Below are 12,835 nucleotides of genomic sequence, written 5' to 3' on the forward strand. Positions count from 1 at the left end.
CGTAATATCCTAGGGCAATGAGCGCCGGCAGGTACGCACCCTCCCCGAGCGGGGATCTCCACTTCGGGAATCTGCGCACCGCCGTGCTTGCCTGGTTGTTTGCCCGTCGGTCGGGCCGGGAGTTCTACCTGCGTGTGGAAGACATCGACTCGGAGCGCTCCTCGCGTGCGGCGGCGCAGCGGCAGATCGAGGACCTGCTGTCGGTGGGCATCGATTTTGACCCGCCGGTGGTGTACCAGTCCGAGCGCTCTGACCTCTACGACGCCGCTTTGTCGCGGCTTCCGGTCTACGAGTGCTACTGCACCCGCCGCGACATCCGCGAGGCGTCCGGCGCGCCCCACGCAAAGCCCGGAATGTACCCCGGCACCTGCAGGGATCTGCCCGAAAGCCAGCGCGCTTATCGACGCTCCCAGCTCCGCGCCGAAGGCCGCCTCCCCTCACTGCGCCTCCGCGCTGCCGCGGAGGAATGGACGGTGCGGGATTTCTACCACGGAACCGTGACCGGCCCCGTCGACGACGTGGTGCTGCGCCGCGGGGGCAACATCAGCCAGGCGCAGGCGGGCGACTGGGCCTACAACCTCGCCGTGGTGGTCGACGACGGCGAGCAGGGAGTGGATCAGGTCGTGCGCGGTGACGACCTGCTGGGGTCGTCCTACGCCCAGGCTTACCTGGCGTCGCTGCTGGGGTACGCGGAGCCGGAGTACGCGCACGTGCCGTTGGTGGTCAACGCTGCGGGACAGCGGCTGGCGAAGCGCGACGGGGCCGTGACCCTGCGGGAGATGGGCGCGCCGCAGGACGTGGTGGTCCGTATTGCGGAGTCTCTGGGGTGCGTGGGGGTGGCGTCGCTAAGCGAGCTGCTCGAAGTTTTCGAGCCCGACAAGCTGCCGCGCGAGCCGTGGCTCTTTAAAGGGTGAATCCCTAGACCGCTGGCGCGCACGCTGCCGCGCTGGGAAGGGTCTCCTCCGCCGGGCGCTCAAGCCCCCACTTGGTCAGGGCCATCATGGTCGGGTTCGACGGCATGTCCGGATGGGTGATGGGTGCTGCGGGGGAGCAGACGGCCTCAGCGTCGAGGTTGACCACGTTCGCGCCGGGCACGGGGTTGAAGTATGACGCGGAGTTAGGGGTCACCGTCGTGTCGTGGGGGGAATAGAACGACATGTACGTGACGCCGGCGGCGGTGTCCGGGAGGGCGTTGTGCTCCGCCATCGCCGCAGAGCCGGCGAGCTGCTGGATTGCAGACGTGCTGGCGAAGAAGGCGGCGAGCGTGGGCATCGCGGTGACCAACTTGAGCAGGAACTCACCTTGGCCGTTGAGGGTGGTGCCGTGGAGGCTCGCACCCATGGCGACAACACGGTTGACCCTGTCTGCGTTGCCGAAGCGGGAAATGTAATTCTTCGCCTGCAGAGCGCCCTGGGAGTGGGCGACGATGTCGACTTTCTCGGCACCGGTGGTGTCCAAAACATGGTCGATGAAGGTGGCCACTTCCTCCGCGCTGGTGAGAAGGTCCGCCGCGCCGTACACGGAGGGCGAGATGGATTGGATGGTCCACTTCTCTCGACCGTAGTTCAGGGTGTAGGCACAATAGCCGTCGTCGACGAGCTGCTGTGCGCTGGCTTCGAATTTTGACGCGTTGGCGGACGTGCCGTGCAGGAACACCACGGGATACGGGTGCTCGGGAGCCGGAACGCACGTGGGGTCGTTGAACGGTGCTTCGGGCAAGGTGGCGGAGCTACCGGCGGCGTGGGCGGGGGCGGCGGTGAGAGAGGCGGCCATGGCGGCGGTTGCGACAGCGCAGGAAAGTCGGTTCACGCCGGGGATACTAGCGTGCGGAGGGGAACGGCGCTGATGCGGAACGAAAGTCTCCACCCGCTGTAGCTGAACGCGAAAACCCCTGCGTGCGCAGGGGCTTTGAGTGGCGGAGGATGTGGGATTTGAATTAAATCTACTAAAGCCGAGGTTAGATGGCGTTTAACTCTTTTCTTGCTTTGTAGAGGGACAGATAAAGGGATAAAATAAGAGTCTTTTAGCTCTCGTCGAGGTTAGGGCCCTCTAAATTTCTCCATTACATACTCTTCGGAAAGACTTTGGACAGGGCAATTTTTCCGAAAATGAAAAACTGTGCCCCCCCTTTCAAAAAGTCGAGTTCCCAAAGCGAGTGAAGTGTTCGGATTAACACTTGGATACCAGGTCCAAGGTGGCTCGTTACTGCAAATAAATATTCTCGTGAACCCTGCTGAACGGTTTTGGTACCTGGCGGGTAATTGCATAGGCCAAACATCCAAAATATTCAAAAAAGTAGAAATGGGTATCTGGCCTCTGTACTCATCCAATATCAGAAAACTCTCTCCGGAATACCCATCAAAAGCCCCGGAATCGTAGGTAGACACACGGTAATAATCTGCATCACCGCATGCGTTAATTGCGCGGGTAGTCTTGCCCGTTCGAGTTTCACCGAAATATGTCGTTACGTGTAAGTCGTTCCGGGGGCGTTTAAAACGCCGTTTGTCCCTCGCCGATATCGTCCTTTCACACCAATTTACTAGTCGTGCTGCGCTCGGTTCTGTGAGGAGCAAATCTTCCGAACTAATTGAACTTTCTGTGATGAGGGTGTGGAGGCGTTCGATGTCCGTGCGTCGGCCTGATTCCTCGGCAGTGATTTTCCCTTTCTCAAGGCGTGGAGTTCCCGGCACTCGGGTCTCGTTCTTTGTCACGTAAGCAATTGCCTGGGCAATTGTTCCTTTGCGCTTTTCTATATGGCAATGCGGAAGTTTGCGCTTAAGGGTGCTAAATCGAATTGCGTCTCTATGCTGAAGAAAAATGTGGAAGTGCTCATACGAGTTCCGACTCCCGCGTTCACGCTGACCGATGAATGAGTCATAAGCGGCCAGGGCCGACTCGATTTGGGTAGTGCTGTACGCGTAGTCACCCGAGGCTGGTAGCGTCAAGAACCATTCGCGGGAACGGGGGTCCGTGGAAGATTTGTCAAACTTTTTCTCTGCTGTCATTCATCGTTCTCCTTATTATTCATTTAATTTTCAACGGTGTCACAAGTCACAGAGGTGACCAAGGGTAATACTTCCCTTGGTCACCTTGACTGCGCTCGCGTTGCGTGCTCGTCAATATTTGGATGGACACATGCCTCGACCCTCGACCGGTAATCGGCATATTCCCTGTAATTCAGGCGGACCTTTGCCAACCGCTGTGTAGGTGACGACAGAAAGCCACAACCCGGAGGGGCTGAGACTATTGCATCAACGTGATTAGAGGTGGCATCTGAGAACAGCATTGCCACCGCATCCCTGTCATCGACCCGCAAGCAAATTCGCAAGCCCAGGTTGCTCCGGGCGGGGCCACTGATAACGGCGGCGTCAAATCGCTGCGCGATGAGTAAGCACATCACGCCGACTTTTAACCCCTGGGCGAGAAGTTGGCGCAGCATCGAGATAAACCGAGGGGTGTTTCTCTCGGCCGGCTTTCGCCCGGATACTTTATCCTCATCTTCAAGCCAGCAGACAAGACTCGGCAGCTCTTCAATAACGACCACCTGCAACGGATACGCAGGGGAGAAGCTTTGAATCTTGTCGCGCTTAAGTGCTGAAAGCTCATCAATTCGAGAGTTCATTCTCTTGAGAAGCGTTTCCAACACTGTCAAGTATTGGTCTGCATCTCGCGTCCCAGTAGCAGAAAGACCACTGGCACCAACTTCATTGAACGGAGCTGCTAACAGGGTTGTGATGTCTAGAAAATGAATTTCGACACCTCGGTGGCCTGCAAGTTCACTTAAGAAGTAATAGGTGGTAGCGCTCTTCCCACTCCGAGTCATACCCTGGATTGCAATATGAGTCGGCTCATCTATCGAAAACGACACCGGCCGTCCAGTTTGTGTTACGCCTAATTCAATGGCGCGATTCTTTTTCTCCTCCTCTATAGCCATTCCGTTGCATCCTCCAGGGCAAACTGGAACCACAGGTAACCCAAGTTCCTCCTAGCATCGGGTACCCGCACTTCGAAAGACGCCATGCCGAGAATGTCGCAAAGACTAGCGCCGTAGTTCTCCGCATTGGATGTCGACAAACCGCCATCATTTGTTCGAATCGGAATCGCTAGTTGGCCATCTTGAATTTTAGGATGGACCGAGATTTGCTTTACAACTCGGAAAGTACGGGTTGCTTCTTCCTTGTGGAATCGAGCGTGTACGAGCCCCCCGGCCCTGGCGTGGGCTATCCAAGTGTTCGGTATCACCACCACCAAAAGCGAATTCAAAAGTGGGTTTCGTTTTGTTACGAACCAGGAAACCACCGGGCACAAGAGAAAAACGACTACTAAGACCGCGAGCCACAGCGAGAACTCCTCCATTAGCCACGAACTCGCCTCATCCCATGCCAAAAGACTTAAAATTAGCAAAGCAACTAGCGAATAGGTCGTGGCAAGCGTTGCTACAAATAGCGGATAGCGTTGAAAGAAACTAATTCCCATACGCTCACCTACCTAATTAGACCCCGTTTCTACGAGGGTAAAATTATCGGTGTTGAAGTCCGCGGGAATACATCCGACGGATTGGAAAAAGAGTTTTGGGCCGCGTTCGGTTTCGAAAACTCCGCAATAGAGTTCCGGAAAGATTACGTATTCTCCGGGTGAAACGGCTGGCTTTTTAGCCGCAAAGATAGTCACTCGTTGAGTGTCAGACTCGACTTCCCGTATTAGCGAACCATCCGGCAGAGCGACCTCGTGTTCCTGCCGTATAACTTTTACTTCGGCTACGTACGGAACAAGGTCAGGAAATGCCGCTGACTTTTTCGAGCTCCCATCTTCGTTTCGCTTTTCTTGAAGTGAGATTAACCTGACCGCGTTGGTCAATTGTCCAACCGGAAATAAATAATGAGGTATATTTAACATAAAGTTCTCCTTGAGTAGTAAAAATTTTTTTGGGGAGTTTTCCTCCCAATGATTAAATATCGGAATTTTTTATTCACACCATTTGCAAAATGGATTTTTCCATTAACCGCTCTACATCCGAGCTCTTAAAACGGCGAACCCGCCCGTATGGGACTGAGCAGGGTAGTACACCATCGGCTACCATCCTGTTGAGCGTCGCTTTGGAAATCGACAAAAACGCCATGACCTCTTCTGGGGACATGTACCAATAGTTGCCTTTGTAAGTTTTTCGATTTTTATCTGACATTAGAATCTCCTATAAGTATATTAAGTGCTACCAAACGGCGCGGAGATAATATATCACACTTATGCATAATATGCAAACAGAATGAATAATTAATTCTCTTGTTCGGGAAATGGACCAAGGCTCTCAGCAACGAGGTTTGCGAGTGATTCTTCTCGACCTTGGGCGGTGTGTTGATAAATCATCGCGGTCTGAGGGGTTGAATGGCCCAGGCGGTCCATAATTTCTTTAATAGTCGCCCCGGATTGTGCATATGTTGTTCCGGCTAGATGCCGCAAAGAGTGGAAAGTAATGTCCTCCGAAATGTTTGCCCGAGCGCGCGCATCGCGGAAGCGTGTGCCCCAGCTACTCTGATGAACCTGCTTGCGGGCAGAAGTGGTGAAAATGAGCTGCTCAGGGGAATTTCCCTCGCAATACTTCTCGATATGGCGTTCCAAAACCTCGAAAGTTTGGTGGTCGAGCGCCACGCGCCGCAGTCTATTATTCTTCGGAGGGGTAATTAGCTTTTCGGATTTGCCGTTCCCTTTCTTGTTCCACACAACCTGACGAGATATGCGGAGATAGTGGGCTCCCCCCACAGTCTCTAGGTCCTTCAATCGAAGCTCGAGAATCTCGTTCCGTCTTAACCCTGTTGTGCCCGCGAGCCAGTACGCGGCCTGGTATCTAGGTGAAGCAGCGGCGATTAGAGCCCGAAATTCACTAGGTGTGGGAATGACCTTTTCTTTATGGGGAACTTTCTTCTTGCGGCCTGCTAGTTTCGCTACGGGATTTTCTTTTAGGATTCCCTCATTGACAGCATCTTCCGAAATTGAGTTGAGAAGCTCGGCGCTGCGTTTATGCGTAGTGAGTGTGTCTTTCGACGACGTTAACTCTTCCCACCAGTCGTGACAGCGCTCCACCGTCCATTGTTCGAGAGTCACGCCGGTCAAAAAAGGTGCGAAATTGTTTTCGTAAAGGGTCAGGTAGTTTGCCTGAGTAGTTTGAGCAATTTCTCCAGCCTTTGCGCGGTTTTCAATTTTTTGAAGCGCAAAGTCGAGCAGTAATACTGATTTCCGCTGCTTTTCTAACTGCTCCTTCGCTCGACGAGATTTAGGTGAAGTCCATCCCCCGACGGCGATTAGCCGTTCCTCTTTTTCCAACCACGCATGAGCGTGTCCTTTTGACCGGAAGGTTGGGCTGTAGTGCATGACTCCACCATGCCGGTATTTGGACCGCCACCGTATTGCTTTCCCTTTGTCGTCTTTCTTTCGAATCTCGACAGTCCCGAAAACCATAACGCCTCCTGATTAAGGGTTTGAATCAATTGATACGTTACAGAAAACCGCAGGCCAAGGGAAGATTTAGGAAAATTGCGAACCCAATTTGGGGCGCATGCTAGGGATTGCGTGTGATTGAATCAAAGACGAGAACCGCCCCGTAATCCTTTAACGCGCTAGAAAGAAGATATCGATGCCAAAACTCGCTTTGGAACCGTTCGAAGATTTAGTACGAATTCTCATCAAGGAACTTCAGCTCGTTGAATCACAAATCAAGTTGGACAAGCGTGTCAGCCCGGAGGACCAGCTAAAGCTGCCTGTGCGACGATTTCTGGCTGCCGTTGCCGAGCAATTAGGGCGGAAGGTCCATTTGGTGACGGAGCACCGTCAGCTAAGCACCGACGAAGTGAGTGCCGTTCGGCTTGACATTGCAGTGAAGAAATCTACTGGGCCCACAATCGGGCATATAGAACTGAAATCCACCAACAAGGGCGCGAACCCCTACCAACCGTTGGGGTGGTCGAAGCATGACCGGAAACAGTGGCAGAAAGTCAAGAACCACTCCAACCTAGTTTACACAAACGGATGGGAGTGGACGCTGGTACGTCGTGGGCAAAAGAAACCCGTCTACCACTGTTATTTAATTCCAGACTCTTCCGATGAGGTACCCGACTCTGTTATCGCCGACCTCAGAACACTGCTCACCGTCTTTTTTCGATGGGAGCCCAAGACCCCTTCAAGTCCGAAGGCCTTGGCTGAAACGTTAGCGCCGCTAACTGCCTATTTACGGGACAACGTGAGGGAAGTTATCGAAGATGACAATCACGATGCGTTGGACCAACTTTATTCGCGGTGGAAAGTAGATTTGATGCCGGGGGCGAGCAAAGCACAATTTGCGGACTCGTTTGCCCAAACGTTTACCTACGCGCTCTTGCTAGCACGAGTGGAGACAGCGCTTGCTCCAGATGAATTCTCGGTGTCTGCATTACCCGATTCGCTGAGGAGCAACGGGCATCGGTTACTAGGTTCCGTACTCGAGCTCATGGCTCAAAACCAGTACCGACAACTGGTGGAGGACCCTATCGCTCTTTTGGAAGCAACCATCGGGGCAGTTGAGTCCAAACGGTTTAACGATGTAGTCGACGCGTGGCTGTACTTTTACGAAGACTTTCTTGCAGAGTATGACCCAAAAATGCGGAAAGCGTCGGGGGTTTATTACACCCCGGTAGACATTGTCCAGGCTCAGGTCAAGCTAGTAGACCATGCACTCAGAACTCGGCTCGGTAGGCAGCGAGGGCTCGGGTCCACTGACGTAAACATCTTGGACCCCGCTGCGGGTACTGCCACGTATGGTTTAGCGATTGCAAATCACGTGCTCCATCGTGCCGATGCCAAACTGGACGCAGCCCGGTCCCTGGCAAGGCGTTTGAGCGCTTTCGAGCTACTAGTTGGCCCATATTCCGTGGCACATCTCAGATTGACACAGCTACTCGAATCCACTGGATTAGTCCTAAAAGATGAAGGTGTTCGTGTATATCTCACAAACACCCTATTAGCGGCGGGGGACCTCTCCCAAGATTCAGCACAATTCGCCCTATGGCAGGTTGAAAGTGACCTATCTGCAGAGGCTCGTAAGGCTGGGATTATCAAGGACAAACAGACCTCTGTTCGTGTCATTATTGGTAATCCGCCGTATAAGCGCGGTAAAGCTGTAGAGGCCCACGGGACTGAAAGTATTCCCAATGTCGTCCTACAACCATTTGGAGAGGAGACACCGCTCCTGGATGATTTCATCGTCCCCCTAAGGAGGACAGGTGCGGGTGCGCAAGCGAAAAACCTTTATAACCTTTACGTCTACTTCCTACGCTGGGCGCTTTGGAAGGCGTGTCAACAGAATCCCGAGGAGCCGGGGATTGTTTCTTTTATCACCGCTTCGTCTTATTTGAGGGGACCCGGTTTCGCTGGCGTGCGAGAACTGATGCGTCGCGTTTTTGATGAAATCTGGATTATTGATTTGGGGGGTGACAACAAAGGGGCACGCCCCGAAGAAAACGTTTTCAAGATTGAAACGCCGGTAGCTGTATTTGTAGGGATTCAACACGAAAACACGGTCAATCGGCAGACTGGCCAAATCACGAAAAAACGCCATAGCAACCGAATGACTCAGAAGTCCAGAGTATTGTATAGGCGAATTTATGGCACGAGGGCAGAGAAATTAGCCGCGATGCAGACCATCGAACCACCCGAAAAAAAGGAGAAATGGGTGGAAATTACGGCTGAGGACTGGAGTGCGAAATTCGTTCCTTCGACCGTTGCGGCGCTCGGTGATGGAGTCCCGCTGACCTCCGTGTTTCCGTGGTCATTTTCTGGCTCTAAGACGGGGAGAACCTGGGTTGTGAGCCCAGACGAAACGGCTTTAAGGGAAAGGCTGCGCCAACTTCAAGATGCGGGTGACCGTGAAACGGGGGGTGAGCTATTTGCGGATTCGCCGACCGGCCGCAAATTTGACATGCCGGTGAAGTCTGACCTGATACCGGGTTCTACTGCCTCAACTCCTATTTCTGAAGAACAGGTGTTGGAAGGGCTGCATATAGCACGATATGGATACCGCGCCTTCGACAGGAGCTTCTGTGTCGCTGACCATCGTGTTATCGACCGCCCGGGTCCAAGCTGGCGGCTCGCGGAGAACCCGGGGCAACTCTTCCTAGTATCACTAACGACGACAGCTCTCGGCTCTGGCCCCGCGATAGCGGTATCACCCTATCCGGTTGACCTCCATTTCTTCAGGGGGTCCTACGGAGCCAAAGATGTCATGCCTTTGTACAAGCGCCCACGCTCTATGGAACCGAACATCTCATCAAAGCTCTTGAGCGCTCTTAGCTCCGCTTATGGCGTCGAAGTCTCACCTGACGAAGTTGCGGGTTACGTCGTTGGGCAACTGGGCACCTCTGCGTATACAGAACGCTTTTCTGAGGAACTCGTCGAGTCGAACGCCTGCGTAATTTTCACCGCTGATTATGAGCTGTTCACGGCGGTCGCCGCGTTGGGCCGCAGCCTGATTTTTGAGGCCACCTGGGGTGAGCGATTTGGAGAAGTGAATGAGTTCGGACAAATCGAAAGTCAGCGTTATCGGGGTTCAGCCAGACTATCGGTATCACCGAACGAGGGTGACTACCCCTCCGATTGGTCGTACGACGCTGAAAAGCAAGTGCTTAAGGTTGGGGCTGGCATTTTCACAGACGTACGGCAAGACGTACTTGAGTTTTCCATCTCCGGGATGAAGGTCATTCCCTCATGGCTTGGCTACCGTATGGAGAACCCGGCTGGTAAATCCACATCGCCTCTTGACCGAATCTCTGCCGATGAGTGGACCCATGATACGGCTCTACTCGAACTGTTATGGCAGGTTGAGTTCGTGGTGGACACCAAGGAAGAGGGGGCAAGTCTCCTAAGTTCCGTAATTGGAGGAGAAATAATAGACCCATCGCAAATCGGTACTCCAGAGGAATACGAAACCATGGAACCTCGAGATGCTCCCGACGGCCAGGGGGTGCTCGAGGTCTAAGGCGGAAGGAAAGTTCACTGCAGGGACAAAAAGGGGGATAATTTCAGATTTTTTGGGAGTCATCCCGAAGCGTTGAGATTCTGTTGTTCTGCTGGTTAAACAGCATAAACGAGTAAAACCCCTGGACTCTGAAGCCCAGGGGTTTTACCTATGCGGAGGATGTGGGATTTGAACCCACGAGGGTATTGCTACCCGCACGCGTTCCAGGCGTGTGACATAGGCCGCTAGTCGAATCCTCCAAAAAGCAACGCCTAGAGCGTCGGGGAATAACTTTAGCCCATTCCGATTTACTGGCCAAAACGGCAGGTCACTCCGCGACCGGGGAGGGCTTTTGAGGTTGCCAGGCCAAGCCGCTAGAGTGTGATGCAGGATCCCACGCGGTGCTTATCTTGTGAACTCCCCCAGGGCGGGAACGCAGCAAGGGTCAGCGAGCTCTGGCAGGTGCGTGGGGTCCCTTTTTTGTGCCTGTGGCCCGCCCGTCGCAAATGTCTAAAACCAGATGTCTACTTTAGACGTTCGGAGCGAGGTAAGTCGCAAGAGCCAGACATAGGCGCGCTGTTCCTGTCTAAATTAGACGCCTGGAATTAGGCATTTGGAAGACACCACCCGCTGGCCCGAAACCCGCGCAGCCCCCAGGTAGCATGGTGTGAGAAATCCGCACCGACGAAAGTGATGCCTCCATGTCTCTGCTTGACCTCGAGAAGAACGAGCTAGACCAGCTCGCAGCCGACGTCCGCGCCCGCTACGACGCGCTGAAGGCGAAGGATCTCAGCCTCGACCTGACCCGCGGCAAGCCCTCCTCCGAGCAGCTCGACTTTAGTAACGTGCTGCTCGCTCTGCCGGGCGAGGGCAACTACAGGGACCAGACCGGTGCAGACGTGCGCAACTACGGAAACCTCGCCGGTATCGGCGACATCCGCGAGCTGTGGGCTGAAGTGCTCGGTGTGGACCACGCGAACGTCATCGCTGGCGATTCGTCCTCGCTCAACATCATGTTCGACCTCATCTCTTACTCCTACGCCTTCGGCAACAACGATTCCGAGCGCCCGTGGAAGGACGAGGAGAAGGTCAAGTGGGTGTGCCCGGTGCCGGGGTACGACCGCCACTTCACCATCACCGAGCAGTTCGGATTCGAGATGGTCCAAGTGCCCATGCTCGAAGATGGCCCGGACGTGGACGCGATCGAAAAGTTAGTGCAGGATCCCCAGGTCAAAGGAATGTGGGCGGTACCCATCTTCGGCAACCCCACCGGAATCAGCTACTCCAGTGAGGCCATCGAGCGCCTCGCCACGATGGAGACCGCGGCACCGGACTTCCGCATCGTGTGGGACAACGCCTACGCGGTGCACACGCTGACCAACGAGTTCCCGGACAACCCCGATGTGATCTCTATCGCGGCCGAGAAGGGCCACCCCAATCGCTTCTGGTACATGAGCTCGACCTCGAAGATCACTTTCGCCGGTTCGGGTGTGTCCTTCTTCGCCTCGTCGAAGGAGAACCTGAACTGGTACTCGCAGATTGCGGGCGTGCGGGGGATCGGCCCGAACAAGGTGAACCAGCTGGCGCACGCGCGGTTTTTCGGCGACGCCGAGGGTGTGCGCGCGACCATGCGCAAGCACGCGGCGTCGCTGGCGCCGAAGTTCGAGGCGGTCCTGGAGATCCTCAATGAGCGCCTCGGCGAGTACAACGTCGCCACGTGGACGGAGCCGAAGGGCGGTTACTTCATCTCCATGGACGTCATCGACGGCACGGCGGACCGCGTTTGGGAGCTGGCCAAGCAGGCGGGCATCACCCTGACCAAGGCGGGTGCCTCCTTCCCGCACGGTAAGGACCCGCGCGGGCGCAACATTCGCCTCGCCCCGTCGCTGCCGCCTCTCGACGAGGTCCGGGAGGCGATGGACGGTGTGGCAACCTGCGTGCTGCTCGCGGCCTTCGAGAAGCTGGGGGCATGACGGGCGACGAGGTCGCGGCCTGGCTCGCGGGTATCTTCCCCGGCTTGAGCCTCTCGCTTGTCGACGCCCGCCCCGTCGCCTTGACCTCCCTGAACGGCCTGCCCGTCGCGGTGACGGCGGGGTTCTCCGGGGTGGACACGGGCCTAGTCATGCAGGGTGACCAGCGCACGGAGGTGCGCTGCGAGATCGTCTGCCGCGCGGATGCGGATCCGCACGCGGTGGGGGAAGCAGTTGTGGCGGCGACCCGCATGATCGAGCGTCTCGGCGTGCCCGCCCAGCCGGGCGTGCTGCTGGAGGACCTTGCTCCCGGTAAGAACGTGCGCCACGGCCTGCTGCGCGAGCCGGAGCTGTTCGAGCGCGGCACGCCGATTTTCAACGAACCGGGCCGGATGACGTTGCTGCTCGAGCTCGTCATGCTCACCGGCGACGAGTTCGAGATCGTCTCCGAGCGCGGATATCCGGCGCTGGCGACGAGGCTGCGGCGCCGCGGTGCCCGAGTCAGTGACTGGGGCCGCGACGCCGATTAGCCGGAGCTTCTAGTTGGGGCTACTTCTTCAATGTCTGTTCGTACTGGGCAAGCGCGATACCGACGGTCATGAACGTCGGAGCCCACTGGCCGACGAAGATGCCCCAGCGGTCGGACTGGGCCTTCGAGTTGGATCGCTTGAACTGGGACAGGGCCCAGGAGGTGAAAGAGAGAGCGATGGAGCCGAAGCCCGCGGTGTAAGCGTGCTCGGAACGCAGTCCCATGTTGTGCAGTGACTTCAGGATCATGATGGATCTCCTTGAGAAAGGTGTGTGTTGCAGTGGGGCAACCGACGTATGCGGTATTTCTTACATTAGGGCTTAGATAGCGCGCCGGACGGACTTGTGCGCAGGTTCA

10 protein-coding genes, 1 tRNA gene and 1 other RNA gene are annotated in these 12,835 nt (G+C 55.6%); 5 read left to right on the forward strand and 7 right to left on the reverse strand.

Going from position 1 to position 12,835, the window contains the following annotated elements; all coding sequences use genetic code 11:
* Nucleotides 1-17 precede the first annotated feature (17 nt).
* The gene (gene gluQRS / locus G7Y29_RS00570) at nucleotides 18-914 is read left to right on the forward strand and encodes a tRNA glutamyl-Q(34) synthetase GluQRS (RefSeq protein ID WP_165002952.1); all 897 of its coding nucleotides are present in this window, start codon (nucleotides 18-20) and stop codon (nucleotides 912-914) included.
* 4 nt (nucleotides 915-918) lie between these two features.
* Here gluQRS and G7Y29_RS00575 read toward each other — a convergent pair whose 3' ends face one another.
* From G7Y29_RS00575 to G7Y29_RS00595, 5 genes are all read right to left on the reverse strand, one after another.
* Entirely contained in the window at nucleotides 919-1,809 is an 891-nt protein-coding gene (locus G7Y29_RS00575; protein ID WP_165002950.1) for an esterase/lipase family protein, read from the reverse strand.
* A 1,276-nt stretch (nucleotides 1,810-3,085) separates the two neighbouring features.
* A complete protein-coding gene (locus G7Y29_RS00580) occupies nucleotides 3,086-3,934 on the reverse strand; it encodes an FtsK/SpoIIIE domain-containing protein (protein ID WP_165002948.1) in 849 nt (282 codons plus the stop codon).
* Complete coding sequence (locus G7Y29_RS00585) at nucleotides 3,925-4,476, reverse strand: hypothetical protein (protein WP_165002946.1); 552 nt, start codon at nucleotides 4,474-4,476, stop codon at nucleotides 3,925-3,927. The genes G7Y29_RS00580 and G7Y29_RS00585 overlap by 10 nt, the downstream gene beginning before the upstream one ends.
* A 493-nt stretch (nucleotides 4,477-4,969) precedes the next feature.
* A complete protein-coding gene (locus G7Y29_RS10985) occupies nucleotides 4,970-5,182 on the reverse strand; it encodes a helix-turn-helix domain-containing protein (RefSeq protein WP_165002944.1) in 213 nt (70 codons plus the stop codon).
* Between the two features lie 89 nt (nucleotides 5,183-5,271).
* Entirely contained in the window at nucleotides 5,272-6,366 is a 1,095-nt protein-coding gene (locus G7Y29_RS00595) for a tyrosine-type recombinase/integrase (RefSeq protein WP_165002942.1), read from the reverse strand.
* A 262-nt stretch (nucleotides 6,367-6,628) separates the two neighbouring features.
* Here G7Y29_RS00595 and G7Y29_RS00600 point away from each other — a divergent pair, with 262 nt between their 5' ends.
* Entirely contained in the window at nucleotides 6,629-10,000 is a 3,372-nt protein-coding gene (locus G7Y29_RS00600) for a type ISP restriction/modification enzyme (RefSeq protein WP_165002940.1), read from the forward strand.
* A 153-nt stretch (nucleotides 10,001-10,153) separates the two neighbouring features.
* Here G7Y29_RS00600 and G7Y29_RS00605 read toward each other — a convergent pair.
* A tRNA-Ser gene (locus tag G7Y29_RS00605) sits at nucleotides 10,154-10,239 on the reverse strand.
* Between the two features lie 125 nt (nucleotides 10,240-10,364).
* On the opposite strand from G7Y29_RS00605, the gene ffs reads away from it, so the two are divergent.
* The 3 genes from ffs to G7Y29_RS00620 all read left to right on the forward strand — a co-directional run bounded on the left by ffs (nucleotide 10,365) and on the right by G7Y29_RS00620 (nucleotide 12,479).
* An RNA gene (gene ffs / locus G7Y29_RS00610) (signal recognition particle sRNA small type) lies at nucleotides 10,365-10,461 on the forward strand.
* A 219-nt stretch (nucleotides 10,462-10,680) separates the two neighbouring features.
* Nucleotides 10,681-11,952 (forward strand): aspartate aminotransferase type Ic, encoded by a 1,272-nt coding sequence (locus G7Y29_RS00615; protein WP_165002938.1) that lies wholly within the window; start codon nucleotides 10,681-10,683, stop codon nucleotides 11,950-11,952.
* Entirely contained in the window at nucleotides 11,949-12,479 is a 531-nt protein-coding gene (locus tag G7Y29_RS00620) for a suppressor of fused domain protein (RefSeq protein ID WP_165002936.1), read from the forward strand. Before G7Y29_RS00615 ends, G7Y29_RS00620 begins: the two co-directional genes overlap by 4 nt.
* Before the next feature lie 19 nt (nucleotides 12,480-12,498).
* Here G7Y29_RS00620 and G7Y29_RS00625 read toward each other — a convergent pair whose 3' ends face one another.
* A complete protein-coding gene (locus G7Y29_RS00625; RefSeq protein WP_165002934.1) occupies nucleotides 12,499-12,726 on the reverse strand; it encodes a hypothetical protein in 228 nt (75 codons plus the stop codon).
* Nucleotides 12,727-12,835: the final 109 nt, after the last annotated feature.

The sequence above is a fragment of the Corynebacterium qintianiae genome, from assembly GCF_011038645.2.
Lineage (GTDB): Bacteria > Actinomycetota > Actinomycetes > Mycobacteriales > Mycobacteriaceae > Corynebacterium > Corynebacterium qintianiae.

Bases quoted from the DNA above. Each gene is read 5' to 3' on its own strand.
- gluQRS (WP_165002952.1), top strand. From the start codon at position 18: ATGAGCGCCGGCAGGTACGCACCCTCCCCGAGCGGGGATCTCCACTTC.
- G7Y29_RS00580 (WP_165002948.1), bottom strand. From the start codon at position 3,934: ATGGCTATAGAGGAGGAGAAAAAGAATCGCGCCATTGAATTAGGCGTA.
- G7Y29_RS00585 (WP_165002946.1), bottom strand. From the start codon at position 4,476: ATGGGAATTAGTTTCTTTCAACGCTATCCGCTATTTGTAGCAACGCTT.
- G7Y29_RS10985 (WP_165002944.1), bottom strand. From the start codon at position 5,182: ATGTCAGATAAAAATCGAAAAACTTACAAAGGCAACTATTGGTACATG.
- G7Y29_RS00595 (WP_165002942.1), bottom strand. From the start codon at position 6,366: ATGCACTACAGCCCAACCTTCCGGTCAAAAGGACACGCTCATGCGTGG.
- G7Y29_RS00600 (WP_165002940.1), top strand. From the start codon at position 6,629: ATGCCAAAACTCGCTTTGGAACCGTTCGAAGATTTAGTACGAATTCTC.
- G7Y29_RS00615 (WP_165002938.1), top strand. From the start codon at position 10,681: ATGTCTCTGCTTGACCTCGAGAAGAACGAGCTAGACCAGCTCGCAGCC.
- G7Y29_RS00620 (WP_165002936.1), top strand. From the start codon at position 11,949: ATGACGGGCGACGAGGTCGCGGCCTGGCTCGCGGGTATCTTCCCCGGC.
- G7Y29_RS00625 (WP_165002934.1), bottom strand. From the start codon at position 12,726: ATGATCCTGAAGTCACTGCACAACATGGGACTGCGTTCCGAGCACGCT.